27 protein-coding genes are annotated in these 26,006 nt (G+C 45.2%); 22 read left to right on the plus strand and 5 right to left on the minus strand.

The window, feature by feature from the left end:
* Positions 1-10 precede the first annotated feature (10 nt).
* Positions 11-793: a type I methionyl aminopeptidase gene (map, locus tag BM293_RS00300; RefSeq protein ID WP_093445981.1), complete on the minus strand. Its 783-nt coding sequence runs from the start codon at positions 791-793 to the stop codon at positions 11-13.
* A gap of 280 nt (positions 794-1,073) precedes the next feature.
* On the opposite strand from map, the gene rpsB reads away from it, so the two are divergent.
* The 15 genes from rpsB (at position 1,074) to BM293_RS00375 (ending at position 15,370) form a co-directional block, all read left to right on the plus strand.
* On the plus strand, positions 1,074-1,817 hold the full coding sequence (rpsB, locus tag BM293_RS00305) for a 30S ribosomal protein S2 (protein WP_093445983.1): 744 nt from the start codon (positions 1,074-1,076) through the stop codon (positions 1,815-1,817).
* A gap of 34 nt (positions 1,818-1,851) precedes the next feature.
* Positions 1,852-2,739, plus strand: a complete 888-nt coding sequence (tsf, locus tag BM293_RS00310; protein WP_093445985.1) for a translation elongation factor Ts — start codon at positions 1,852-1,854, stop codon at positions 2,737-2,739.
* A 179-nt stretch (positions 2,740-2,918) separates the two neighbouring features.
* The gene (pyrH, locus tag BM293_RS00315; protein WP_093445986.1) at positions 2,919-3,638 is read left to right on the plus strand and encodes a UMP kinase; all 720 of its coding nucleotides are present in this window, start codon (positions 2,919-2,921) and stop codon (positions 3,636-3,638) included.
* Complete coding sequence (frr, locus tag BM293_RS00320; protein WP_093445988.1) at positions 3,639-4,196, plus strand: ribosome recycling factor; 558 nt, start codon at positions 3,639-3,641, stop codon at positions 4,194-4,196.
* Between the two features lie 101 nt (positions 4,197-4,297).
* Positions 4,298-5,050, plus strand: coding sequence for an isoprenyl transferase (locus BM293_RS00325; protein WP_143607716.1), 753 nt, complete (start codon positions 4,298-4,300; stop codon positions 5,048-5,050).
* Positions 5,044-5,871 carry a phosphatidate cytidylyltransferase gene (locus BM293_RS00330; protein ID WP_093445989.1) on the plus strand — a complete coding sequence of 276 codons (828 nt, stop codon included), beginning with the start codon at positions 5,044-5,046 and terminating at the stop codon, positions 5,869-5,871. The genes BM293_RS00325 and BM293_RS00330 overlap by 7 nt, the downstream gene beginning before the upstream one ends.
* Positions 5,856-7,265 carry an RIP metalloprotease RseP gene (rseP, locus tag BM293_RS00335; RefSeq protein WP_093447801.1) on the plus strand — a complete coding sequence of 470 codons (1,410 nt, stop codon included), beginning with the start codon at positions 5,856-5,858 and terminating at the stop codon, positions 7,263-7,265. Before BM293_RS00330 ends, rseP begins: the two co-directional genes overlap by 16 nt.
* Complete coding sequence (bamA, locus tag BM293_RS00340) at positions 7,258-9,561, plus strand: outer membrane protein assembly factor BamA (RefSeq protein WP_093445991.1); 2,304 nt, start codon at positions 7,258-7,260, stop codon at positions 9,559-9,561. Before rseP ends, bamA begins: the two co-directional genes overlap by 8 nt.
* A 65-nt stretch (positions 9,562-9,626) precedes the next feature.
* Entirely contained in the window at positions 9,627-10,169 is a 543-nt protein-coding gene (locus BM293_RS00345) for an OmpH/Skp family outer membrane protein (protein WP_093445993.1), read from the plus strand.
* A gap of 40 nt (positions 10,170-10,209) precedes the next feature.
* On the plus strand, positions 10,210-11,262 hold the full coding sequence (gene lpxD, locus BM293_RS00350; protein ID WP_093445994.1) for a UDP-3-O-(3-hydroxymyristoyl)glucosamine N-acyltransferase: 1,053 nt from the start codon (positions 10,210-10,212) through the stop codon (positions 11,260-11,262).
* Positions 11,263-11,293: 31 nt separating this feature from the next.
* Positions 11,294-11,731, plus strand: a complete 438-nt coding sequence (fabZ, locus tag BM293_RS00355) for a 3-hydroxyacyl-ACP dehydratase FabZ (RefSeq protein WP_093445996.1) — start codon at positions 11,294-11,296, stop codon at positions 11,729-11,731.
* Between the two features lie 2 nt (positions 11,732-11,733).
* Positions 11,734-12,516, plus strand: coding sequence for an acyl-ACP--UDP-N-acetylglucosamine O-acyltransferase (gene lpxA / locus BM293_RS00360; RefSeq protein ID WP_093445997.1), 783 nt, complete (start codon positions 11,734-11,736; stop codon positions 12,514-12,516).
* Between the two features lie 4 nt (positions 12,517-12,520).
* Positions 12,521-13,702 carry a lipid-A-disaccharide synthase gene (gene lpxB / locus BM293_RS00365; protein WP_200770604.1) on the plus strand — a complete coding sequence of 394 codons (1,182 nt, stop codon included), beginning with the start codon at positions 12,521-12,523 and terminating at the stop codon, positions 13,700-13,702.
* Positions 13,699-14,316 carry a ribonuclease HII gene (locus tag BM293_RS00370; RefSeq protein ID WP_093446000.1) on the plus strand — a complete coding sequence of 206 codons (618 nt, stop codon included), beginning with the start codon at positions 13,699-13,701 and terminating at the stop codon, positions 14,314-14,316. The genes lpxB and BM293_RS00370 overlap by 4 nt, the downstream gene beginning before the upstream one ends.
* A 67-nt stretch (positions 14,317-14,383) precedes the next feature.
* A complete protein-coding gene (locus BM293_RS00375) occupies positions 14,384-15,370 on the plus strand; it encodes a chemotaxis protein CheV (protein ID WP_093446002.1) in 987 nt (328 codons plus the stop codon).
* 89 nt (positions 15,371-15,459) lie between these two features.
* On the opposite strand, the gene ykgO is transcribed toward BM293_RS00375, so the two are convergent.
* The gene (gene ykgO, locus BM293_RS00380) at positions 15,460-15,585 is read right to left on the minus strand and encodes a type B 50S ribosomal protein L36 (RefSeq protein WP_006459136.1); all 126 of its coding nucleotides are present in this window, start codon (positions 15,583-15,585) and stop codon (positions 15,460-15,462) included.
* A 155-nt stretch (positions 15,586-15,740) separates the two neighbouring features.
* Here ykgO and BM293_RS00385 point away from each other — a divergent pair, with 155 nt between their 5' ends.
* The 6 genes from BM293_RS00385 (at position 15,741) to BM293_RS00410 (ending at position 21,223) form a co-directional block, all read left to right on the plus strand.
* Positions 15,741-17,663 carry an ATP-dependent DNA helicase gene (locus BM293_RS00385; protein ID WP_093446004.1) on the plus strand — a complete coding sequence of 641 codons (1,923 nt, stop codon included), beginning with the start codon at positions 15,741-15,743 and terminating at the stop codon, positions 17,661-17,663.
* Positions 17,664-17,675: 12 nt separating this feature from the next.
* Positions 17,676-18,350, plus strand: coding sequence for a tRNA (adenosine(37)-N6)-threonylcarbamoyltransferase complex dimerization subunit type 1 TsaB (tsaB, locus tag BM293_RS00390; RefSeq protein ID WP_093446006.1), 675 nt, complete (start codon positions 17,676-17,678; stop codon positions 18,348-18,350).
* Between the two features lie 125 nt (positions 18,351-18,475).
* Positions 18,476-18,928 (plus strand): universal stress protein, encoded by a 453-nt coding sequence (locus BM293_RS00395; RefSeq protein ID WP_093446007.1) that lies wholly within the window; start codon positions 18,476-18,478, stop codon positions 18,926-18,928.
* 34 nt (positions 18,929-18,962) lie between these two features.
* On the plus strand, positions 18,963-19,871 hold the full coding sequence (locus tag BM293_RS00400) for a hypothetical protein (RefSeq protein WP_093446009.1): 909 nt from the start codon (positions 18,963-18,965) through the stop codon (positions 19,869-19,871).
* Complete coding sequence (gene ylqF / locus BM293_RS00405) at positions 19,868-20,821, plus strand: ribosome biogenesis GTPase YlqF (protein WP_093446010.1); 954 nt, start codon at positions 19,868-19,870, stop codon at positions 20,819-20,821. The genes BM293_RS00400 and ylqF overlap by 4 nt, the downstream gene beginning before the upstream one ends.
* 126 nt (positions 20,822-20,947) lie before the next feature.
* Positions 20,948-21,223 (plus strand): ComEA family DNA-binding protein, encoded by a 276-nt coding sequence (locus BM293_RS00410; protein ID WP_093446012.1) that lies wholly within the window; start codon positions 20,948-20,950, stop codon positions 21,221-21,223.
* 38 nt (positions 21,224-21,261) lie between these two features.
* Here BM293_RS00410 and BM293_RS00415 read toward each other — a convergent pair whose 3' ends face one another.
* Genes BM293_RS00415 through BM293_RS00425 form a run of 3 tightly spaced genes read right to left on the minus strand, consistent with a single transcriptional unit; the run spans position 21,262 to position 24,655 of the window.
* Positions 21,262-22,239: a lysophospholipid acyltransferase family protein gene (locus BM293_RS00415; RefSeq protein WP_093446013.1), complete on the minus strand. Its 978-nt coding sequence runs from the start codon at positions 22,237-22,239 to the stop codon at positions 21,262-21,264.
* On the minus strand, positions 22,223-23,974 hold the full coding sequence (msbA, locus tag BM293_RS00420) for a lipid A export permease/ATP-binding protein MsbA (protein WP_093446015.1): 1,752 nt from the start codon (positions 23,972-23,974) through the stop codon (positions 22,223-22,225). Before msbA ends, BM293_RS00415 begins: the two co-directional genes overlap by 17 nt.
* A 12-nt stretch (positions 23,975-23,986) precedes the next feature.
* On the minus strand, positions 23,987-24,655 hold the full coding sequence (locus BM293_RS00425) for a fused DSP-PTPase phosphatase/NAD kinase-like protein (protein ID WP_200770579.1): 669 nt from the start codon (positions 24,653-24,655) through the stop codon (positions 23,987-23,989).
* A 73-nt stretch (positions 24,656-24,728) separates the two neighbouring features.
* On the opposite strand from BM293_RS00425, the gene BM293_RS00430 reads away from it, so the two are divergent.
* Entirely contained in the window at positions 24,729-25,949 is a 1,221-nt protein-coding gene (locus tag BM293_RS00430; protein WP_093446018.1) for a phosphotransferase, read from the plus strand.
* Positions 25,950-26,006: the final 57 nt, after the last annotated feature.

Here is a 26,006-nt window from a genome sequence, read left to right on the forward strand (position 1 = left end):
TATTAACCTTTTAGTTAAATGAGGGGCGTTGCTCGTGCTGGCGGAGAGTTAAAACTTCAACACCTTCGGGTGTGACGAGCAGTGTATGTTCCCATTGTGCTGATAGTTTGCGGTCTTTGGTGATGACTGTCCAGTTGTCACCAAGTAGTTTGACTTCATGCTTGCCAAGGTTAACCATCGGTTCGATAGTAAAGGTCATGCCTGGTTTTAAAATAATGTCTTTAAGTTCCTCTGCAGCATAGTGTAATACTTGGGGGGATTCGTGAAAGTCTTCACCAATGCCATGACCGCAGTAATCTTTTACCACCGAGCAGTCGGCTCGGTGGGCGTGGTCCTCTATGGCTTTCGCTACATCATAAAGTGACGCATTGGGTTTAACCTGATCAATGCCTTTCCACAAACATTCGTAAGCGACTTGGCAGATGCGATGGGCAAAGGGTTTGGCACCTTCTAAAACAAACATTTTACTGGTGTCGCCATGAAAGCCATCTTTGATGATGGTGACATCTATATTAATAATGTCACCTTTTTTAAGCTTTTTATCGTTCGGAATGCCATGACAAACCACATGATTTATAGAGGTGCAAATGGATTTGGGGTAACCATGATAGCCGAGCGTTGCAGGTACACTGTCTTGAACATCAATCATATAGTTATGGGCAAGTTGGTTAAGTTCTTCTGTGGTCACGCCCACTTTTACAAACGGGGTTAGATATTCTAAAACTTCGGCGGCGAGGCGTCCGGCTGTGCGCATTTTGGCTTGTTGTTCGGCAGATTTTAACTTGATCGACATATCCTATCTTGGTCCCTTAAGTCTGTATGTTAAGTCTGAGTGCCGTGTCAGTGCGATGACGCATGCAACGGCATGAATTAATTTATCCGCCAAGTCTAGCAGATTCCTTGCCTAAATTGGGAGGTTGTGGTATAAATGCGCCGCGCTTTGTAAGCGTATTCTTAATTTTAAAACACACGTGTTTTGTAACCTTGTTCGGGGTGCTTAAATTCAGTTATGTGCTGATTGAAGTTCGAGCAAGATGGAAGCACGGAGGCCTAACCCCAAATTGGAGAAAATCATGGCAAAAGTTACTATGCGTCAAATGTTAGAAGCTGGGTGTCACTTTGGACACCAAACTCGCTACTGGAACCCAAAAATGGGCCAGTATATCTTTGGCGCGCGCAATAAAATTCATATTGTTAACCTAGAAAAAACCTTACCTATGTTTAACGATGCATTGAACTTTGCAGGTTCAGTGGTCGCAAACAAAGGCAAAATCCTATTTGTTGGCACCAAGCGCGCTGCGCGTGAAGTCGTTGCTCAAGAAGCGACTCGTTGTGGTATGCCTTATGTTAACCACCGTTGGTTAGGTGGTATGTTAACTAACTTTAAAACCATCAAGCAGTCAATCAAGCGTCTGAAAGAACTTGAAGCTATGTCACAAGATGGCACGTTTGAGAAAATTACCAAGCGTGAAGTGTTAACCCTAACCCGTGAAATGGAAAAATTAGAGTTGTCTTTAGGCGGTATCAAAGACATGCGCGCTATGCCTGATGCCATTTTTGTTATCGACACAGGTAATGAAGACATCGCTATTTTAGAAGCTAAGAAACTAGGTATTCCGGTTATTGGTGTGGTTGATACTAACAACAATCCTGATAATGTTGATTATATTATTCCAGGTAACGATGATGCGATCCGTGCGATCAAATTGTACCTAGAGTCAATGGCAGACGCGGTATTGGAAGCAAAAGCGTCTATTACTACAGGTGCAGCGGATGAATTTGTAGAAGCGACTGAAGAAGCGGAAGCGACCGCTTAATCCATTTTAATAATCAAATCGAAAAGGAAGAGATATGGCTGTTTCTGCCGCTTTAGTTAAAGAACTACGTGAGCGTACCGGTGCCGGTATGATGGATTGTAAAAGAGCCCTAGATGAAACGCAGGGTGATTTGGACGCAGCAAATGAGTTTTTGCGCGTTAAGGGTATGGCGGGTGCTGATAAAAAGGCCGGTCGTGTTGCTGCAGAAGGTGTGATTGCGATTGCCATTGCTGACGATAAAAAATCGGCAGCCATTGTTGAAGTTAACTGCGAAACTGACTTTGTTGCTAAAGGTGATGAATTCAAAGGTTTTGCTGATGAAGTGGCGGCGATCGCGTTGGCCAATCAGGTTGTATCGGCAGATGAGCTAGCCAATCTAAACATGGCTTCAGGTAAAACAGTTGACGAAACACGTCGTCAGTTGGTTGCGAAGATTGGTGAAAACATGCAAGTTCGTCGAATTGAGTTGGTTGCAACGGATTCGGGCGAAATTGGCAGTTACCAGCATGGTGAGAAAATTGGTGTGGTTGTCGCAATGGATCAGGGTAATGAAACCTTGATTCGCGATGTGGCTATGCATGTTGCGGCTACTAAGCCGCAAGCTATTTCTGCTGATGATCTTGACCAGGCTGTGGTGCAAAAAGAGCGCGAAATCTTAACCGATCAAGCAAAAGAAAGCGGTAAGCCAATGGAAATCATTGAAAAAATGATTGATGGTCGTATCCGCAAGTTCTTGCAAGAGGTTACATTGTTGGGTCAGCCGTTTGTTAAGGACCCAGATCAAACAATTGAAGCGCTTTTAAAGCAAAATAGTGCCTCAGTGACTCGCTTTATTCGCTTAGAAGTGGGTGAGGGTATTGAGAAGCAAGAAGTTAACTTTGCAGAAGAAGTTGCCTTGGCTGCTAAAGCTGTACAGGGTTAATTTTTTCTAGTTTGAATGCGCTGAGTCGTTGCAACAGCTTTTGTTGCTCTGTACTTGGCGCATTTTTAGTAATCAACTTTGTAAAGTCGTTAAAGCTAAATGATAGGCGCGGTTAGTGTCGTGCATTTAGCTGTAGTGATTTAGAAACGGGTTAAGAATTAAAGATAAAAGGATCAAGTATGTCTGCTTACCAGCGTATCTTATTGAAGTTTAGTGGCGAAGTGCTGATGGGTCGTCAGGATTTTGGTTGGGATATGCAGGTGATTGAGCAGGTGGCTGATCAAGTCAAGGCGATTCGAGCTCAGGGCGTCGAGGTGGGTCTGGTCATTGGCGGCGGTAATGTGTTTCGAGGCGCACAAGTGCAATCGTCCAAAATTGCGCGCAGCACGGCAGATCAAATGGGGATGCTAGCAACCTTAATGAATGGCGTAGCGTTGCGTGATGTGTTGCAAGCGCACGGTGTGCAGGCACGACTAATGAGTGCATGGTCGATGGAGGCACTTGCCGAAACCTTTAATGCGGATCTGGCTAAAAAAGCCTTGGCTGCCGGCGATGTGGTGATTTTTGCTGGGGGGTCTGGTAATCCATTTTTTACCACCGATACGGCGGCGGCATTACGTGGCATTGAGATACAGGCCGATGTTGTTTTAAAAGCGACCAAGGTAGACGGTATTTATACTCGGGATCCAAATAAGTATAGCGATGCAGAACGCTTGCAGACACTTACTTATGAGCAGGTTATTCAACAAGATATTGCGGTAATGGATTTGGCGGCCTTTGCGCTTTGTCGTGAGCATGCTATGCCCATTCGTGTTTTTGATATGTTAAAGCCAGGTGCGTTAGAGCGTATTGTGGCAGGTGAAGATGAAGGCACCTTGGTGTCAAAAGGAGAGGTTTAAATGTTGTCGGAAATTCGTCAAGATGCCGAAGTACGCATGCAAAAAAGTGTTGAAACACTGGTTGGTAACTTTGCCAAAATTCGTACTGGCCGTGCCCACCCGAGTATTTTAGATACGGTTAAGGTTGATTACTACGGCACTGAAGTGCCGGTGAGCCAAGTCGCCAATATTAATGTGGAAGACGCACGGACCTTGGCTGTTCAACCTTGGGAGCAGCCAATGTTACAAAAAATTGAAAAAGCGATCATGATGTCTGACCTAGGTATTAATCCGGTCACTACCGGCAATATGATGCGGATTCCCATGCCGATGTTAACGGAAGAGCGCCGTAAAGAATTTGCGAAGTTGGCGCGCTCTGAGGCTGAAAATGCCAAGGTTGCTATTCGCAATATTCGACGCGATGCCAACGGGAGTGTTAAAGACTTGTTAAAAGACAAAGAAATTACCGAAGACGAAGCACGCCGTTCGGATGACGACATTCAAAAGTTAACCGATAAATACGTGGGTGAAGTGGATGGTTTGCTTGCGGATAAGGAAGCCTCCTTGTTAGAAATTTAAGTCGAATTTTGTGCCTAATTAAGGCATAATCCTTATGTTCGTAATCAACAACGGCCCAAATTTGGGCCGTTGTTTTATTTAGTTAACGAGGATGACATTGTTTGACTAATCAATCCAATCAGTTCTTATCTGACGAGAACGTGCACTTGCCAAAGCATATCGGCATTATTATGGATGGTAATGGTCGTTGGGCTAAAAAACGGTTTTTGCCACGTTATGTCGGCCATCAAAAAGGCCGTAATGCGGTGCGCAAGATTATTGAAGCGGCGATGAACCGCGGTGTGCATGCGCTGACACTATTTGCCTTTAGTACTGAAAATTGGCGCCGTCCAGCAGACGAAGTATCTAAGTTAATGGCTATGTTTTTAAAGGCCTTGCAAAAAGAAGTTGATACGCTGCACAAACATAATGTTAGGGTGCGTGTTATTGGTAACAAGCAGGGTTTTTCTGAGGATATTCAAGCCTATATCGATCGTGCTGAAAAGCTGACCCAGCATAATACGGCACTGCATTTAAATATCGCGGCAAATTATGGCGGGCGAGCCGATATTGTTACCGCTGTTCAAAATTGGCAGCAGGCGCATCCAGATTTGTCGATTGATGCGCTTACGCCGGATGCTTTACATCCCTTTCTTAGTTTGGCCGACTTGCCCGAGCCTGATTTGTTAATTCGTACCGGTGGGGAGCAACGTATCAGTAACTTTATGATTTGGCAAATGGCTTACGCGGAGTTTTATTTTACCGCGACTTTATGGCCTGATTTTGATGAGGCCGAGCTTGATCTAGCCTTAGCGTCTTTTGCGCAGCGTCAACGACGTTTTGGGCAAACAGGCGAGCAGGTCGCGCAATGTTAATGCCTCGGATTCTTACCGCACTGGTGCTATTGGTATTAGCAGGCCTGGCGTTATTTGTCGCAGATGAAAGCTGGTGGCCTTATATTGTGTTAGGCGTGGTGGCTTTGGCGGCATGGGAGTGGCCTAACTTATACGGCATGCGCGCTGAAATGCTTAAAATTAGCTATAGCCTAGTCGTTGTAAGTTGTGTATGGAGTCTGTGGCAACTTAATCTAGCCTCTTGGCTGTATGGTCTGGTGTTTATTCAATTGCTTGCGATTGGCTTTGGCGTATGGCGTTATCAGCGTGCGCAAGGGCAGGTGTATTTGTACCAAAATATCTATGTGGCCATGGCTTTAGGTGCGATCTTTATTTCCGCATTAGGATTGGCGCTTATTGAACTACGCTTAGCTTATTCTGTTTGGGTATTACTTTATGCCATGGCACTGGTGTGGATAATGGATAGCGGTGCTTATTTTGCTGGGCGGCAGTGGGGTAAACGTAAGTTAGCGGTCTATGTTAGCCCAGGTAAAAGCTGGGAAGGTGTTTGGGGCGGCTTGGCTTTGGTGGCGTTATTTGCGCTAAGTGTTATCCTGAGCGGTGGATTGGATTATCTTAGTGCAGGGCAAGACCTTAATATCATTGCATTTGTGGGATGGAGCCTGGTTGTCGCCTTTATATCTGTTGGTGGCGATTTATTTGAAAGTTTGTTGAAGCGCCAGTCGGGAATTAAGGATAGTAGTCGTTTGTTGCCTGGCCATGGTGGCGTACTGGATCGTGTGGATAGTCTATTGATTGCACTGCCATTGTTCTGGGTGGGATGGGTATGGTTACTAGCCTAGCTTGGTCTTTGCTTGGTTTTGTCGTGATCATTGGCGTGCTGGTTACCATTCACGAATGGGGTCACTATGCTGTAGGCCGTTGGTTTAAGGTTAAGGCGGAAGTATTTTCTATTGGTTTTGGCAAACCTATCTGGACGCGCAAAGTGGGTGAAACCCAGTTTCAATTGGCTGCGATTCCGTTGGGTGGGTATGTTCGTTTTTTGGATGAGCGTAATGGTCCCGTTGCGGAGGATGAAAAACACCGCGCTTTTAATCGTCAATCAGTTTATAAGCGTTTTGCCATAGTCGCTGCCGGTCCTGCGATTAATTTAGTCTTTGCTTGGTTGGTGTATGTTTTTATTTATTCCGTTGGGGTGGCTCAATCCAAAGCATTGTTTACTATTGAGCCAGAAGTAACACCGGTTTCTGAGGCGATGGCCTCTATAGGTGAGCTGGGCAGATCGACTGAGCAGGCCTGGTGGATTACGCAGGTAAATGGGCGTGATATCTATGGTTGGCAAGGGGTGTCACAGGCGGTGGGAGAGGGGGTGATTAACCAACGCAGTCACCTAACATTAACTGTTTCGCCCAATATTGATGCATCAACACCGTTACAAACCTACTATGTTGAGTTGCCCATTAATCATTTAAATATTAACGATTTTAGTGCTGACCGAGTATTTGAGATGGGCTGGGCCGGTTATTTGCCACCCTTGCCCGCTAAACTTGACCGTGTTATTTCAGCCAGTGCAGCCGATCAAGCAGGCCTGCGTAGTGGTGATATTATTGATCGGGTTGATGGTGAAAGGGTAGCTAGTTGGCAGGCGTTTGTGGCTTGGGTGCAGGCTCACCCGGGCGAAACAGCGCAAATTAGCTATCGCCGTGATGGTGCCGAGTTCAATACTTGGGTACAATTAGCCGAAATTGAGGTAAATGGCGTTAAGCGGGGTCAATTCGGCGCCAGCGTCTATCAAGACCCTGAGATTATTCGCCAATACCAGCAAACCCAACAACTGGGTTTATGGGCAGCATCCGTTGCGGGTTATGAGCAGACTAAAACCCTGGTTAGTATGACGTTAAAGATGTTACAACGCATGGTGACCGGTGAGGTTAGTTTAAGCCATTTGTCTGGTCCGATTAGTATTGCTGACTTTTCTGGACAGGCGATACAATCTGGCTGGGTACAGTTTTTAACGCTTATGGCACTGCTTAGCTTGAGTTTGGGTATTTTGAATTTGTTGCCCATTCCAATGCTTGATGGCGGGCATTTGACTTACTATATATATGAAATGATACGAGGCAAGCCGGTAAGCGAGAGCTTTGAAATGGCGGCGCAGCGTGTTGGATTTTTAATGATTGCAGGCTTGACGCTTTTAGCGATTTCCAATGACCTGCTAAGGCTATCAAATGGATAATAAGATTACGCAGTATTTCAAACCAAAATTACTTGCAACCTTCTGTGCAATGAGTCTGGCTGCCCCTGTTGTAGCGGGAGACTTTGTAGTGACAGATGTCAAGGTTATCGGTAATGAGCGTATTGGCTTTGAGACCCTCAATACCTATTTACCTGTGCAAGTGGGTGAAACCTTAACCCTAGGCCTTGAGCAGGAAAGCATACGCGCATTATTTCGGACTGGTTTTTTTAATGATATTGCCTTGTATCGTGGTGAGCAGGATGAGTTAATTATTGAAGTAGTGGAGCGCCCCTCTATTGCAGATATTGATATTAGTGGCAATCGGCTGATTAAAACCGATGACCTTAAAAAAGCGCTCACCAGTCTGGGGATTACTCAGGGTAAAATTTTTAATCCGGTGGAGATGGAACGGGTTATCCTGGATTTACGTCGCCAATATCATAACCAAGGCTACTATGCCGCCCAGGTAAAGATTAGCGCGGAAGAATTGCCGCGTAATCGTGTTGCACTGAACATTGAGGTTGTTGAAGGCCTGCCTGCTTCCATAGAACGGATCAGTCTTGTGGGTAATCATACCTATAGTGATCGTCGCCTAAAGGGTCAATTGTTGTTAAAAGAACATGTGGTGTTTGGCAGTGCGGATAAATATTCACGTCCTAAGTTACAAGCAGACTTAGAAACCTTACGCTCATTTTATTTGGATCGTGGTTTTGCCGAATTTGATATTAATTCTTCACAAGTCGCTTTATCAGAGGATTTAACGGAGGTATATATCTCGGTTAATTTGACGGAAGGGCCACAGTACCGTCTAAATCAGCTGACCTTTAGCGGGTCTGATCGAATAGATGAAGCGAGCTTATATGAGCTGCTTAACCTGGAAACGGGTGAATTATTTTCACGCAGTCAGATTATTGCGGGTATCAACGCCATTCGAGATAGATTTAGTGACAAAGGCTTTGCATTTGCCGATGTTGATCCACAAGTTGATCTAGACCCTGAAACCCAGCTGGCCAACATCAATTTTGTGCTAGAAGAAGGATCGCGCGTCTATGTGCGTCAAATTGAAATAGAGGGCAATACCCGTACTCGCGACCATGTGCTTAGACGTGAAATGCGTCAATATGAGAAGGCGCCTTATTCACTTCAAGCCGTTCGCCAATCGACATCGCGCCTAAATCGTCTAGGCTACTTCTCGAGTGTAGATGTTGATACGCGACGTGTTTCAGATGATGAGGTAGATCTTGTGATTCGAGTGGAAGAACAGCCCACTGGCTCGTTTACCGCAGGCATTGGGTTTTCCCAGTTGGATGGTATCAGCTTTAACTTAGGGATTGCGGAAAAGAACGTTTTAGGCACGGGTAATGAGTTAGAACTGAGTGTCAATTCATCGGTGGCCATTCAAAGTGCGGATTTAGGGTTTACCAATCCTTATTTCACCAAAGATGGTGTCAGTTTATCAACAGGGATTTTTTACAGTAAGGTCAATGCTTCTGAGCTAAATATTACCGACTATACGCTTGATCGTCTTGGCGCAAGAATCAGTGTCGGTTACCCAACTTCAGAACTGACCCGTTTAAATATGGGCTTGCGTGTTGAAGAAGTAGGTGTGAACTGTAACGCCAGCGGTTTCCGTGACTGTAATGATTTTGTAAGAGACTTCGGTAAGCAAAATGCGGTCCTGTCGCTTACCGGTGGTTGGCGCTATGATAGCCGCAACAGTTTTTTCTTCCCAACGGAAGGTCATCGTGCCAGCGTATCGGCGCAAGCTGCTATTCCTGGAACCTCTGACGTGACCTTTTATAAAGTCTTTTTAGATGAAGCCTGGTGGACCCCGCTAACCGATAATTTCACGTTAAAATTATCCGGTTCTTTGGCCTTTGGTGAAGGCTATGGTGATTTGACGCGGTTACCTTTTTATGAGCGCTTCTTTGCCGGTGGGATCGGGTCCGTGCGTGGTTTTGAGCCAAACTCATTAGGTGGCTTTTATACACCAGCGGAAGGATCAAATCGACCACGTGGTGGCGATGCGCGAGCTATTACAACAGCGGAATTAGTGTTTCCCATGCCTTTAATTGAAGATTCCAGTAATATTCGTTTAAGCTGGTTTGTCGATGGCGGTAATATCTACTCCACGCTGGATGAGGTGGATCCCAGTGAATTTAGAGTGGCTACGGGGCTAGGTTTTTCTTGGATTACACCTGTCGGGCCATTAGCATTTAGCTTTTCAAGGCCGTTAAAAACGGAAAAAGGTGATAAAACGCAGTCATTCCAATTTAGCTTAGGGGTTCCTTTTTAATCGATAAGCTTACAAAAAATGAGTGAATGCTTTATATTAATTTACATTTTGAGCGGAATATAAGTATGCGTCGTTGGTTGGCAATAAGTTTTATCGCTGGTTTTTTAGGCTTGCAGTCTTTACCGTTAGTTGCGCAAACTGGCGCGGTAAAGGTGGGGGTCGTGAATGTTGCTGTGTTGCTCGAACAGTCGCCCCAGGCTAAACGTGCCAGTGCAAGTTTAGAAAGCGAGTTCTCATCACAGCAGCAAGAGCTCATTGAGCTTAATAACAAGATGGAGCAAAAACAACGTGGGTTCAATCGTGATCAGTTGGCCATGACAGAGTCACAACAAAACTTACGGGAACGTGAAATTGCAATTTTGGGTCGAGAAATCCAGCGTAAACGTAATGATGTACAGGAATTGCTTAATATAAGACGCAATGAAGAATTGGCCAAGTTACAAAATGTGGTGAATGATGCGATTCGTGAAGTAGGGCAGCGTGAAGGGTTTGACCTGATATTGTACGAGGGTATTGCATTTACCAGTGCGCGAGTGGATTTAACCCAACAAGTTTTATCCTATATGACGGAGCTGCACGACCGGTCTAGCACCGAATTTAATCGCTAGTCATACATTAAAATAAGCTATAGAACAAAGGTAGGTGCTTGTGGGATATACAGGTCAACAGTTGCTTAATCACTTGCAGCAAGCAGGCATGGAAGCGATTGCTCATGGCGAGCTACCTAGCGATTTGGTTGGCGTTGCACCGCTGTGTCAGTCCAATCAACAGCAAGTCAGTTTTGTGAGTCAGGCTAAGTATTTAAAACAGCTGCATGCAACACAAGCAGGCCTGCTATTGTTAAACCCTTCATGGTTAGATCAGTACACCCTAGATTGTCCGGCTATTTTGGTTGCGGATCCTTACGCAGCTTATGCTTTAGTCTCACAACTGTTTTATCCAAACCCACGTCAGGCGTCGGGTATTCATCCACAAGCCGTGGTCAATAGAGGCGCCCAAATTGCATCTTCTGCTGTGATTGGGCCCTTTGTAGTCATTGAAGCGGGCGCAGTGATTGGTGAAGACGTCGTTATTTCATCGCACAGTCGAATTGCGACGGGCGCCAAAGTAGGTGCCAGAAGTCGAATTGATAATAATGTATCCATTCTGCATTACTGTGAAGTCGGTGAGGATTGCCATATTAAATCAGGTGCGGTCATTGGCGGCGATGGTTTTGGTTTTGCACCCTATCAGGGACGCTGGTTAAAAATTCCTCAAATTGGACGTGTCTTAATAGGTCATCGTGTTTCGATTGGCTCAAATACTTGCATTGATCGTGGCGCCTTGAAAGACACTATAATTGGCGATGATTGTATTATCGATAATTTGGTACACATAGCACACAATGTTGAAGTGGGTCAGGGCACAGCTATGGCTGCCCAGGTGGGTATTGCAGGCAGTACCAAAATTGGCGCTTATTGTGTGTTTGCAGGCCAGGCGGGTGCGGTTGGTCATGTTACTATCGCTGACAAAACAACCTTTATGGCGCGTGGAGCACCTGCCAGTGATATTGTGGAATCAGGTGTTTATTCAGGTTTTCCGGCCATACCGCACACCCAGTGGCAAAAAAGTAAAGTTCAGATACGCAAACTAAATGATTTAACACAGCGTGTTAAACAGCTTGAAAAAAAGCTGGCTCAGTTCTCAACGGAAGGTGAATAGTTGCCTGCTGATTTAATTAGGAAATTAAATAATGTTAGATATCAAAGATATATTCGACTACTTGCCACACCGTTATCCATTTTTATTGGTCGATCGGGTGACCGAGATTGAACTTGGGGTTTCGCTTAAAGGTTATAAAAATGTGACCTTTAATGAGCCGCAGTTTACCGGGCACTTTCCCAATAATCCAATCATGCCGGGGGTGATGATTGTTGAAGCTATGGCACAGTGCACTGGCATTTTGGCGTTTAAATCGCAAGAGTTAAAGCCAGATGGCACGACGATGTATTATCTAGCGGCTATAGATAATTGCCGTTTTAGGCAGCCTGCTGTTCCGGGTGATCGGTTGGATTTTTCGGTTAAGACCACAGGGCAAAAGCGCGGAATTTGGAAGTTTGAGTGTGAAACACGTATTGATGGTAAGGTTATTGCGTCTGCTGATTTAATGTGTGCAGAACGAAAGGTGTAGCTATGTCAGGGTTAATTCATTCAACCGCCGTTATTCATCCGCAAGCCGAATTAGCAGATGATGTGCGGGTAGGCCCATTTTGTGTCGTTGGGGCGAATGTCAAAATAGAGCAAGGCTGTCAGCTCGATGCCCATGTGGTGATTGAAGGGCACAGCCACATTGGGCCCAATAATCGTTTTTTTCCATTTAGTTGCATTGGTGCAGAACCCCAAGATAAAAAGTATCGTAATGAACCTACCGAGTTACGCATAGGCACCGATAACACTTTTCGTGAAAATGTGACGGTTAATACGGGCACGGTGCAAGACCTTGGTTACACGGCCATCGGTGATCATAATTGGATCATGGCAGGCGTGCATATTGCCCATGATTGTATCGTAGGTAATAACACGATTTTTGCTAATGCCGTGGCACTTGCCGGTCATGTGAAAGTCGATGATTGGGCTATCTTAGGTGGCTACACCCTGGTTCATCAATTTTGTCACATTGGTGCGCATGCGTTTTGTGGTATGGGTAGTGTCATTAACCAGGATGTGCCTAATTATGTGGTGGTGTCAGGCAATATTGCCAAACCACACGGGATTAACTCAGAAGGCTTAAAGCGTCGAGATTTTGATGAGGCACAAATCAGTTTAATTAAAAAAGCCTATCGTATCTTGTACCGTAAAGAATTTAAGTTAAACGATGCAATTATTGAAATACAAGCGCTGAATGATCATCGAGGCACACTCGATTCATTAGTGGCGTTTTTATCGCAAGATCATCATAGTGGCATTATCCGCTAGAGCGATGTTAAATCAACATGAGCCAGTTTTTGCGCTGGTTGCTGGGGAACTGTCCGGTGATACTCTCGGCGCTGATTTGATGCAGGGCTTGCTTGATCTTTATCCTAATGCACGTTTTGTGGGGATCGGCGGACCTAAAATGCAAGCCTTGGGATTAGAGAGTTGGGCGGATATGAGTCAGCTCTCTATTATGGGTTTTGCCGAAGTCATTAAACACCTACCTAAATTATTAAAATTGCGAGCCCATTTAGCGGCACGGATCATCGCGCTGAAACCCCATGCTTTTATTGGCATTGATGCGCCTGATTTTAATTTAGGCTTGGCCAAAAAGCTGAAACAAGCAGGCCTGGTTACCTTACACTATGTTAGCCCGTCTATTTGGGCATGGCGTCCTAAACGTATTCATAAGATTAAAAACTCTGTATCGGGGATGCTGGTACTGTTTCCTTTTGAAGAAGCCATTTATCAGCAACACCAGATTCCGGTGACCTGTGTTGGCCACCCCCTTGCGCAACAGGTTGCCAATAACCCTGATGAACCTGCGCTCATTAGTGCGGCAAAGACAACGCTGGGTATTACGAATGAGCAGCCATTGATGGCGGTATTACCGGGTTCGCGTTTAAGTGAAGTTACTAGCATGGCGCCTGTTTATTTGGCAACGCTTTTAAAACTACATCCGCGTTTTCCGGCCTACCAGTTTGTTATTCCATGCGTTAACCAGCGAGTTTATGAGCTACTGGCAGACATGGTGGCGCATCAAGCACCAGGCCTGCCGATTAAGTTGGTGCAAGTGCCCGCGCAAACGGTCATGCAAGCGAGTGATTTGGTATTGGTGACATCGGGTACGGCGACACTCGAAACCGCGTTAATGGCGCGTCCGATGGTCATTGCGATTAAGGTTCACCCCCTGTCTTATTGGATAATGAAGCGTATGGCGTTATTACCCTGGGTGGGCTTACCAAATATTTTGGCGCAGCAAACTATCGTACCGGAATTTATTCAACATGATGCTCGTGCTGATAAATTAGCCTTAGCTTTGGGTCAGTTAATAATAGATTCCCAAGTGCGTGATGCCCAGCGACAGCACTTTTATCAGCTTAAACAGACTCTGCAACGTGACTCTGGGCGCTTAGCTGCCCAAGCCGTGTCTGAACTCGCCGGTTTAAACAAGGCAAAAGTGTCATGAGCCAATCGAATCTTGACTTAGCGCCGATTAGGCTAGCCGCCAAAGACTATCCCTATTCAGTTGGGGTGGATGAAGTGGGCCGAGGTCCTTTGGTGGGTGAGGTGGTTGCGGCGGCGGTGATTTTGCCTGCCGACCATGGTTTATTGTTAACCGACTCAAAAAAACTATCGGCAAAAAAGCGTGAATCCTTGGCCGAGCAAATTAAAGCGGTGGCGGTGGATTATGCTATTGTGGGGGCATCGCCGGCACAAGTTGACCAGTACAACATTTTGCAGGCGACCCTATGGGCGATGAGGCAGGCTGTACTTCAATTAAAGCATCCCATTAAACAGGTTTATGTCGATGGCAATCGTTGTCCTGATTTAGACTGTTCTTGCCAACCCGTGGTAAAAGGGGATTTGCGTCTTGATATTATCAGTGCGGCGGCCATTATTGCCAAGGTTTATCGTGATCAGCAAATGATGCAATTACACCAGCAGTTTCCAGAATATGGTTTTGATCGGCATAAGGGCTATCCTACGCCAGTGCATCTAAAAGCGCTCGCAGACTATGGCGCGCTACCGATGCACCGTAAGAGTTTTAAGCCGGTAAATGATGTGTTGAATCGCAGTTGAGTGTGGTGTAGTTTTGTTATACTAAAAGCATTTTTGAGAAACTAAATTCGTTAAAAGTGAGTGGCTTATGTCGGCAAGTCTTGAGCAAATTGAAAAAACCGCTAACCTGAGTAAAAACAATCAATTGAGCTTGATGGTTTTTCAAGTGCATTTTAGTGATGAGCAACATCGTGAGCCGCCGTTTTATGGTATGAACGTTTTTAAAGTCAGAGAAGTGTTAGAGGGGCGCGCTTACCCTATATCCCCGATGCCAGATACTAATCACTTGGTTGAAGGTATGATTGAGTTACGTGGTGTTTACCTGCCCGTCATTGATTTGCCTCAGTGGATGGGTTACACCATGACTCCAGAGCAGCGTGAAAAATCAATCATTATCGTAGCCGATTTTAGTCGTAATTTTATAGGCTTACGTGTAGCGCATATTCATGGCGTGGAAGAAAAAGATTGGCAGGACATTAAACCGGCTAGTAATTACAACCTCAATGCACAATCTGCACAGATCGTTAACCACACCTATTTAGAAAACTCTGACAAGCTTTGTTATATTCTCGATATTGAAAAACTATTGATTGAAGCCATGCCCTCAATGGCCAAGAAAATTTTCTCTTCAGCAGAAGAAGTTGACCCCTCATTAGTTAAGTTAAGTGAACTGGTGCGTACTAAAACATTGCTTTATGCCGAAGACAGTCGCTCGATTCAACAGTATATGAATCAGGTATTTGAGCGTTTGGGTATTCCAGTAAAAGGCTTTGATAATGGCCGTCTACTGCTAAATTATTTGGCAAGTTTAGAAAATATAGACGACATTTCGATGGTATTTACAGATCTAGAAATGCCAGTAGCATCGGGTCACACAGTTATCAAGGAAATGCGCGCCCATCCAGAATGGCACAAGCTGCCGATTGTTGTGCATACTTCAATGACCAGTGAGAATAATGAGCGAGAAGTACTCGCGATGGGGGCCGATGGCTTTATTGGTAAGGTGGATACCCATTTGATTGTTAATACTATTGAAAAATTACAACAAACCCATCCACGCTTCAAAAAAGCCTAATTATCAAAAAATTAAGCCATAAAAAAAACCGCCTGATCAGGGCGGTTTTTTGTATCATCCGGTTGCGTCTAAATTAAGACGCTATTCAATTAACGCTGACGCGCTTTGAACTTAGGATTGGTTTTACAAATAACGTAAACCTTACCGCGACGACGCACAACTTGGCAGTCTTTATGACGTGTTTTTGCTGATTTTAATGAAGATAAAATTTTCATGATTATTACCTAGGTTAGTGTTGATTCAAATTTGAAGTGCGCATTCTACTCACAATTCCCCTAAATGTCTAGCGATTACAATCAATAATACACAAGATAAGGGGTTTAAGGTATCCTAGGCACTTTTGGATCAATGTGATACTGAGGGCAGATGTTTGGCTAAACCCGACCTAAAAACGACCTTAACGACTATTTTTGCCAGCAACGGCAGGCTCAGTGAGTTTGTCGAGGGCTATCAGCCGCGTCAAGCCCAAGTTGATTTAGCCCAAGCGGTCGCTAAATCGATTGATGATGCAGGCCTGCTCGTTGCCGAAGCAGGGACGGGTACGGGTAAAACCTTTGCCTATCTCATCCCAGCAATTTTATCAGGCAAAAAAATCTTGGTATCTACCGCCACCAAAAATCTGCAGCAGCAACTTGTCAGCAAAGACTTGCCAAAATTAAAAAAAATTTGTCAGCGCTACCCTAAAATCCTATTGCTAAAAGGGCGAGAAAACTATCTTTGCCAAGCAAGGTTAGAGTTAGCGCCGCTGCAAGACGCATTAACCAAAACTGAAAAACAAACGCTCGGACAGATTCAAGTGTGGGCCAGCAAAACCAAAACCGGCGATTTAAGTGAATGCCCAGGTTTAGCTGAAACAGATGGACTATGGCAAAAAGTCTGTGCCAAATTGGAGTTTTGCCAAGCCAATAATTGCCAAAAAGACAGTGAGTGTTTTTATCCGCAACGCAAAGTACAAGCCAGCGAAGCCGATATTATTGTGGTTAACCATCATTTGTTTTGTGCTGATCTGGCATTGCGCGAACAAGGAATTAATGAGCTGTTACCAGCGTGTGATGTATATATATTTGACGAAGCGCATCAACTCGCCGACATCGCCGCACAGTTTTTAGGGTTTAACCTCAGTCGTTTTCAACTTGAAGAACTGGTTCGTGAAATAAAAGAAGCGCAGGCGTCTGAAGCTGCCGATAGTCAAGAGCTAGTCGATCGTGCTCAGGCATTGCAAGCGCATCTTAAGGCTCTCAACGCGACATTAGGCAGTTGGGATAAACGTTGGACATGGCAAGAGCTACAAGCGACCTCAGCGTTTATGGACACGGTCGATGAATTACTCAGTCATTTGCAAGCGCTTTATGATCAACTTAGCCAGTTAGAGAAGCGCGGTAAGTTATTAGCGAGTTTGGCACGAAAAGTCCAAGGTTGGGTCGACAACCTTGCTCATTGGATTCAAAGTGATGACCCCACTCAGGTACGCTGGGTAGAATCATCGCAAGCGCGTTTTCGGTTAAGTTTAGTGCCACTGAATGTGGATGGCCCGTTTAATCGACAACGCGCCGCACTCGGTGGCAGTTGGATTTTTACGTCAGCGACCCTCAGTGTGCAGGGGCAGTTTGACTATTTTATGCATCGGCTGGGCTTACAAAAAGCAGAGACCCTTTCTTTAGCCAGTCCGTTTGATTATGCCAAACAAGCCGCGATTTACCATCCTGTTGGTTTGCCTGACCCCAAACAAAGCGATTACATTAAAATCTGTTTGCGTGCCATCTGGCCGTTATTACAATTGAGTGGTGGTCGAGCATTTTTACTCTTTACCAGCTTCAAAGCACTCAATGAGGCAAAAGCGATTTTAGCGCCACACTGGGATGGCAAGTTATTTGTGCAGGGTGAGGGCGATAAAAATAGTTTGCTAGAGCAGTTTAAACTGGCCAAGCGGGGTATTTTGCTGGGCACGCAAAGTTTTTGGGAAGGGGTAGATGTGAAAGGGGACGCGTTACAACTCGTTATGATCGACCGTATTCCGTTTAGTCCGCCTGATGACCCGATTGTGCAAGCACGCGAAGCCTATTTGAAATCACAAGGCTTAAACGGTTTTGCCCATTTTCAGTTACCTGAAGCGGTCATGAATCTTAAACAAGGCTGTGGCCGTTTAATTCGTGATACCGAGGATCGTGGCGTATTGGTGTTATGTGATCCGCGCTTAACCCAAAAAGGCTATGGCAAACGCATTCGTGATAGTTTGCCGCCTTTTCCCTGGTATGAGCAGCCTGACCCGGTTAAACAGTTTTTATCGAAATAAAGGATAGTCTGCATGTCAGCGATTTTAGCCCTTGATGCCACTACGGCTAATTGTTCAGTGAGCCTGGTGTTTGAAGATGGTCATGCCATAACCCGCAGTGAGTGGGTGCCACAAGGCCATGCGCGTGTGATCTTGCCTTGGGTTGATGAGGTGTTACAGCAGGCACAGCTCGACCCACAGCGTTTACGTGCACTCGCCTGGGTGCAGGGACCAGGTGCTTTTACCGGTTTACGTATTGCTGCTGGGGTGGTGCAAGGCTTAGCCATGGGTTGGCAAAAACCAGTCATTAGCCTGCCCAGTCTCAGTGTATTAGTCAATCAAATCCCCGCGGGCCAGCGCGAGCTAGGCGGACGATATTGGGCGTTACTCGATGCCAGAATGAATGAAGTTTATGCCCAGTCATTCCAGTATACAGCAGATGGATTTGTGGCTGAAAACGATGCGCATTTATGGCCGATTGCGAATTTAACCATGGCGCTTGCCGAGCCACACCAAGGCAGCATCGGGGATTTAATGAACCTAAAACAAGGCTGGGATGTCATTAAACCGCTGCTTCATGACTGGCGTGCGGCTTGTCCCGAAGCCGAAGCGGCGGGGCGTTTGGCCTGGTCGCAGCTTGACCAAGCCCGGTCACTTGATCAGCAATTACCCGAACCGATTTACCTGCGCCCATCAGTGGTAAAATAACCCTATTGCTAAAAAAATGTGCAACACCTGTTAACCCCTAGACTTTAAAGGTTTTTAAGGTAGATTATCGTAGTTGCACACAAACTTATCCACAGTTTCTGTGTAAAACATAACAAGGAGGCCTCATGGCTCAGTATCACACCCTGTTGGTGGCGGTAGATTTTTCATCAACCAGTACAAAAGCTTTGGCACGAGCACAGGCATTGGCTGACACTTTTAATGCCACGTTACACGTGCTGCATGTCACAGAATTACCCAGTTATCCTGTGTTAGAAGATGTTGCAATAACAGGTGTAGCAGGCGCGTGGGTTGATGAGCTGGCCGACAAAGCCGTGGCCGCAGCAGAAAAACGTTTAAATCAATTGGTTGCCGATGCGGGGATTGCTGCAGAGTCTATTAAAGTTGTTACCGGTGTGCCACGGCGAATCATTGTTGAGCAAGCCAAAGCTTGCCATGCAGATTTGATTGTGGTCGGTCGGCGTGGTTTGTCAGGTTTGCAGCGCCTACTGGGTTCAACCGCCGATAGCGTTTTGCACGATGCGTCTTGTGATGTGTTAGCCGTCAGTTTAGACGACTAGTACGCTTGATCGAATAAAATAGTGAGAGGATAGTATGCCCTTAAAAAAATTATCACCCTTAGCAGCAGGCCTGCTGTTGGCTCAAGCCAGTATGATGCCTTTGACCGCGTCGAATGCGGTCGCAAACCCGAATGCACCCATCAATACAGCCGCCTCTGACCGACATTTTGATCAGTTTAAAGTGGGTGATCAAGTCTTCGTCGGCTTGCCTTCAACCACAATACGGGATGATGCCTTTATTATTGGCCGTATTACCCATATCAACGATGACGGTGATTATCAGTTACAGGTGATGGATTTTGTTGAAGGGCATGATTATGGTGCTTTCTGCACACCGGTGCCGGTTAATGTAACCAGTGACTATGGCGATGGTTGGGAATTATGGGAGGATACCACTAGCTTGCGTCAGGCGAATTTAGAGTTTGTGGTGCCGCGTGACTCAGTGATGCCCTATCGCACGGGGCAATATCACTACATTGAGCGCAATAACACTTGGATTGTGTATGGTCGTTGGATATCCGATGCGCCTATTTTGGCACCAGAACGTATCGAACGTGCACGCAATGATGCCCCTAACTATGGCTTAGAAGGCATGACCGATGCGTTTAATTTAGCCATCGCGCATCGAATGGCATTTTATGAAAATGGCTGGGGGCGTCCTTACTGGCCTTATGAAACAGTGCCGTTTTTAAATGGCCTGTTAGATGAAGTAGAGCAGATACTGGACCAAGACGCTGAAATTAACGAGTTGTTTTTTGCCAAGCCGCGTGATCGTGAAGTATTAAATTCGTCGGTTAGAAATGTGTTCTTAATCAGTGCATTAGATAAGCTTGTTAAAGACAGTTATAATCAACTATATGAAGATTTATCTCAAGCTGATGCGCAGGATGTGGCGCGTTTAACTACGCGTTTAGCCAAGTTAGGTTATGAACCGCGTCGATGATTAATTGGTTCCCTGGGCACATGCACAAGGCCCGCAAAGAGATTGCTGACGTTATGCCACAAATAGATGTGGTTATTGAGATCCTCGATGCGCGGCTGCCGTTTTCCAGTGAGAACCCGCTTGTTGCTGGTTTGCGCGGCGAGAAGCCCTGCATTAAATTGCTTAATAAGGCTGATCTAGCCGATCCTGAGCTAACGCAGGCCTGGTTAGATTATTTTGAAGCCCAGCAAGGTGTGCAGGCTTTGGCGATTAGCGAAAAGAACCCGACCACCTTATCTCCGATATATCAGCGGATTGATAAAGCCTTAGCGGGGCGAGATTTAGCGATTCGCGGTGGCCGGGTAATGATTATGGGCATCCCCAATGTCGGCAAGTCGACCTTAATTAACGCTTGGGTCGGCAAAAAAATGACTAAAACCGGCAATGAAGCTGGGGTAACGCGTTCGCAACAAAAAATCAAACTGGCTAATAACCTCACACTAACCGATACGCCCGGTTTTCTATGGCCCAAGCTCACCCCGCCTGAAGCAGGTTTGCGCTTAGCGATTAGTGGCGCAATTAAAGAAACGGCCTACGACTATATCGATCTTGGCTTATTTACCGCGCAATTTTTAATCCAGTCTTACCCTGATGCGCTAATAGCGCGTTATGGGGTCGATTTAATGCCATTAGCAGGCCTGCTGCCAGAAGAGCAAGACGAAGCCTTGTTAACTCAAATTGCCCAAAAACGCGGCAGTATGCTACGCCCGGGGAGTGTGGATTGGGACAAGGTGTGTCGTTTGTTAGTCAATGAAGTGCGTGATGGTAAGCTTGGCCGTTTAACTTACGAAACGCCTACGCAATGTGTACAAGAAGTGGCTCGGGCACAGCAAGCTGAGGCTGAAAAAGCGCAATTAAAAGCCCAGAGGGATACCGAGCGCAAGGCTCGAACGCGTAAGAATCGAAAATAAATACGTCATAATGCGTGTTTTTTATTACTTTACTCTTTGTGTTCGCTGTTTATACTTAAGTATTTTTACTAATATATAGTCGATTCTTATAGAGTCCACTGTTTAATTATTAGTAGGAGTATCATAATGAAAAAGTTGTTAGCAGGGCTGGTGTTAAGTCTTTCAATGGCAGGGTCTGGGTTAGCGCTGGCCATGAGCAGTGTTAATATCAATCAAGCCAGTGCCGAAGAATTGGCGCAGGCATTAAGTGGAGTCGGTATGGTCAAGGCGCAAGCGATAGTCGAGTATCGGGAGATGCATGGCCCATTTGAGTCTATTCAAGACTTAGTTAAGGTATCCGGGATTGGCTTGGGTATTTATGAAATGAATGAAGCAAAGTTAAGCGTGCGGCCACACGACTAGTCTATTAGATTGCACAGAGACAGATGATTATTCAGGGTTTAATATTTAGACTTTACTAACTGAGTAATTTGATCTTTAGATAAATCCCAGCGATTATGTACCCACAAGTACTGGCTGGGATTTTTTTTGATTTCATGTTCGTAAAGCGCATGCAAACGTTGCGTGTCTTGAGCCTCATCGCCACTCGGAAAGGCATCTAACGCCGGATAAAACTTCACTACATAATACCAACCTTGTTTTGGGAAGCGAACCGGGTCGTAACGCCGCTCGGTAAAGGTTGGCACCACTAAGGCATGGGTCAGTGCAGCGAGTTTTGAGGTGGCGGTATGGCTTTTGGCTGGTTGGCCAAAAAATGGAATGGTGACATGGCCTTTGCCTCGATAGCGTTGATCAGGTAAGTAGCCGAGTGCCTGTTTTTGGCGTAATAGTTTAATCATCTTGCGGGTATCGTTGGCACTGACGGGTGCGGTGATATGCTCACCAATTTGGAAGCTGCGGCCTCGTAAAATCAGCGCATCCACTAAAGGATGATCATGCGGTCGATAAATAGGGTGTATATCCATTAGACGCGCAATGATTAAGCCTGTAATTTCTAAATGCGTAAAGTGCGGGGTGAGTATAATTAAGCCTTGGTTTTGCTCACGCGCTGCCTCAAGATGTTCTAGGTCCTCAAACTCAACCGCTAATCTATCTTCGCGTTGATCACTGCGATAGGGCCCAAACCAGGTTTCAGTCATTTCAGCAAACACTTGGATCCCCAGCGATTTAAAGTGTGCTTGTGCAATGGCTTTGCGTTCTAGTGGCGTTTTTTCAGGAAAGGCGAGCGTTAAATTGGCCAAAACCAAACGGCGTCGTGAACGGGCTAGGGCGTACAGCACTAAACCAAGCCATTCACTTGCGCGGTAACGCAATTTAAGCGGCAACTTGCTCAATAGCCAAAGCAAGCCGACACCTAACCAAATGCCCCAGTATTGGGGTGCCTTAAATTGTCGCAACAACTCACTCACGCGAGCCATCTCCCTGTAATTCACCCTGCTGCTGAAGTCTTGCGTAAGCCCCTTGTCTAGCCAAAAGCTGACTATGGGTACCTAGTTCAACTAATTCACCCTGGTCAAGCACCACAATTTGATCCGCTTGTTCAATGGTGCTTAAGCGATGAGCAATAATAATCACTGTGCGATTTTGGCGCAGCTTTGCCATCGCCTGTTGAATCATCGCTTCACTCTGATTATCCAGCGCCGAGGTAGCTTCATCCAGTATTAATATGGGTGCGTTTTTCAAAAAGGCCCGCGCAATCGCAATACGCTGACGTTGGCCACCGGATAACAGTGCACCATTATCACCAATAATGGTATCCAGGCCTGCGGGCAGCTTTTCAATAAACTCCCAAGCATGCGCATCCTTGGCGGCTTGGATAATCGCTGCTTCATCAAATTCATCATGACCATAAGCAATGTTAGCGCGAATCGAGTCATTAAATAGCACGACATGCTGACTTACAAAGGCAATATGCGAGCGCAGATAATTGAGTTCAATTTCAGAGAGCGGGGTGTTATCCAATAGAATCTCCCCGCTACTAGGGGCATAAAAGCGGGCAATTAAATTAACAAGTGTGCTTTTGCCACTCCCCGACGCCCCAACTAAGGCGGTGGTTTGATAGGCTGGGATGGTTAAATTAACGTTTTTGAGGGTCGGAGTTGTGGCTGTGTCATAGTGGAACACCAGGTTATTAAGTCGCAACTCGCCTTTAACCGGTGGTTTTTGGGTGCCGGTGTTGGTTTCATTAGCTATGATTAGAAAGTCAAAAATACTTTCTGCGGCCGCAAGACCTTTTTGCAGCGTGATATTGACGCTAGTTAAACGGCGAATGGGGTCAAAAGTTAACGCCATGGCCAAGATAAAAGAAACCAGTTCTCCGGGTGTGAAGGCGCCATCTGCGGCCAGTTTCATTGCAAAATAAACTACAAAGGATAAAGCGATGGCTGCAATCACCTGCACCAAAGGCACATTCAATGCTGATACGCGAACTTGTTTAATGTTGTACTGCATTTGTTTGGCAAGTACTCGATTAAATCGACTGATCTCATAGCCTTCAGCACCATAGACTTTAATATCTTTATGTGCATGGATGCTTTCTTCGAGTTGTTGGGTTACTGCCCCCATATTTTCTTGCGATTTGCGGCTGTACTTGCGCATTAGTTGGCTGGCTTTATTAATCAAGAAGGCGACCACTGGGGCAATAATTAACATCAGCAAGGTCAGCTCCCACGAAACATAGAGCATATAGGCGACCAGTGCAATAATCATTAAGGTATCGCGAATTAGAATAACCCATGCATTCACCAAGGCTTGACTCGTTTGCGATACGTTGTGGGTGATTTTTGACATCAAGTGGCCGGATGTAGTTTCTTGGAAACTTTGCAACGTCATAAATTGCAATTTCTCAAACATGTCATGACGGATTTGTAGGGTAGCACGTTCGCTAATCCATTGACTCACAACCTTACTGATATATTCAAATACCCCTTTAAAAATAAATACCAAGGCCAATAAAAAAGGCAGAATCACAAAGCTATTAGGATCTTGTTCAATTAAGCCAACATCGACCAAATCCTTTAACACATAAGCCGTTGCAGGTTCTAAAAGAGCAATGATGACTAGACTAAAAAGGGTTAGAGCAATGGCTGATTTGTACGGAACAATATAGCGTAATAGCTTGCCATAGAGTCGTAATGATTGTTTATCGTACATGAGCAGACCCAGCTATTCGCGACGTAAAAGGCCGTTGACAATCAAATTCGCCCAACCTTGGCTTTTAAAGTCTTTAGCAAGTTCACTTGGGTCATAATGTTGCTCGACCCATTGCCAAAATTCAATTTCAGGATGCTGGGCGGCAAAGGCTTCAAAGCAATCGAAAAAATAATCTAAGCGACCTGTATCGGCCCAACGGAAATGGCCATACTTGATAGCCAATTCTGCGCGAGCCTCATAAACAGGCTCTTTCAAACGTGTAATACGGTACAGCACGCTAGCTAAGCCTGCACGATCAGCGCCCGACTTACAATGCATAAGAATAGGGTAGTCGGCTGTATCAAACATTGCTTTTAAGGCACTAAGTTCAGATATTTTTGGCATTCGTCTTGAAGAAAGTTTAATGTTTACAAGTTTTACATCAAACTTTTCACATGCTTCAGCTTCAAGTAAGTGAGCCCCAGACCGGTTCGCCTTACGCAAACTTACGATAGTTTTAATACCGTGCTCGCGTTTTATTTTTTTAATAAATCCCGCAGAAGGATGATTGCTTCGGTAAGCTTCTGGGCTTAATTGGTAAAAATTACGATAGACTTTGCGGAGCAGTTCATGGTCAATAAACCACGCATGAAGAATGGCTAGAATGCGTTGACCAATGGATAGCTGAGAAGAAGATGACATCAATAGGGTTCTATTCAATTAAAAACTCGCTTATTCTACCGTTTTTACAAATAAAAAGGTAATAGACTGAGTTATGGCGACAGTGACTTCCCTTTTAAGGCTTTTAACAAGGCTACGGTGCTATGTTGTTGGTCGTGCCAAATTCTATTATGCAAAATATCGCTTACCTAACCCACAGCCTTTAACCTTAAAAACATTAGATTCTTTTATTGAAGCCTTGGTTGATGACCCAAGCTACCAAAATCTACTAGCTTTTCAAAAGCAGCATGATGACCCATTTAAGCTCATAGTATGGATCAAATCTCATGGTAGTGACCGTTTAAAATCGGCCATGTCAACCGCGCCTGAAAATTGGTTAATGCTAAAAGATGCAACGGACATGGCACAAATACTTGATGATATGCCTAGATTTAAGCAGGCCGTGCATGACTATGATGCTCAGATTCAATTGAGTTCTGCTCAGGCCTGTTTTTACGGGCGAGGGCATGGCATGGATAGCCTTAACGTATATCGTAAAATTGAATCTAATGACACTGGCGAATTGTTTGAAAAAATCTACTTAAAAACCAGTCGTGATTGGCAGTTGCAGGCCTGGTTATATGCTCATCTACAACCTATCCTTAATCCAGCGGTCATTAAGTTACCCACATTGGTCAACGCCCAAGAAGGGGTGCATCTTGTTGCAGCGTATTTTGAATTTATCAATGAACCGCTTGATGATATTCAAGCTAAAAAGCGATTGTTGCAGCGAGGCGTCGCAATTCAGCAGGAGCTATGGCGCATTTCATCAGACTATCCGGAATTGCTCAAAACTCTACCAGAAAACTTAGATCAACTCTCAGCGATTCCGCTATTTAATGCGTGTCTGCAACGATTGGCAAGTTTTGAGCAGGAACTAAACAAATATGTAACTTTTGAATTCAATCTGCACTGGTTGCAACACCAGCTTGCGATTGTTAACCAGCATCCAAAACAACTGTGTCATGGTGATATTCATGGTAAAAACTTGTCATCCGCAGGCTGGGTGATCGATTGGGATAATCTAGGCTACTACCCCATAGGTTACGACATGGCACTGCTATTGTCTAAGGTGCAAAACATTTACTCTATCGAACACTTAGAGCAGGTAATTGAACAGAATGTGCTAGTCCATTACCCAGAAAACCTCAAGCTTAAGATTAAAATCAACATGATGTTCTTAATGGCCGTGTTGTATGCGCGCAAGATTAATGAGCGTATCACCATGGAGATGCTGGCCAGCATATTGGAATGGTTGGAGCGACATGTGCACTAAAGTGCTAAAATATAGGCTATACAAAACTAATAGAAATTAACTTAACAAGCAGGATGT

The organism is Thiomicrospira sp. ALE5 (genome assembly GCF_900112445.1).
GTDB lineage: Bacteria > Pseudomonadota > Gammaproteobacteria > Thiomicrospirales > Thiomicrospiraceae > Thiomicrospira.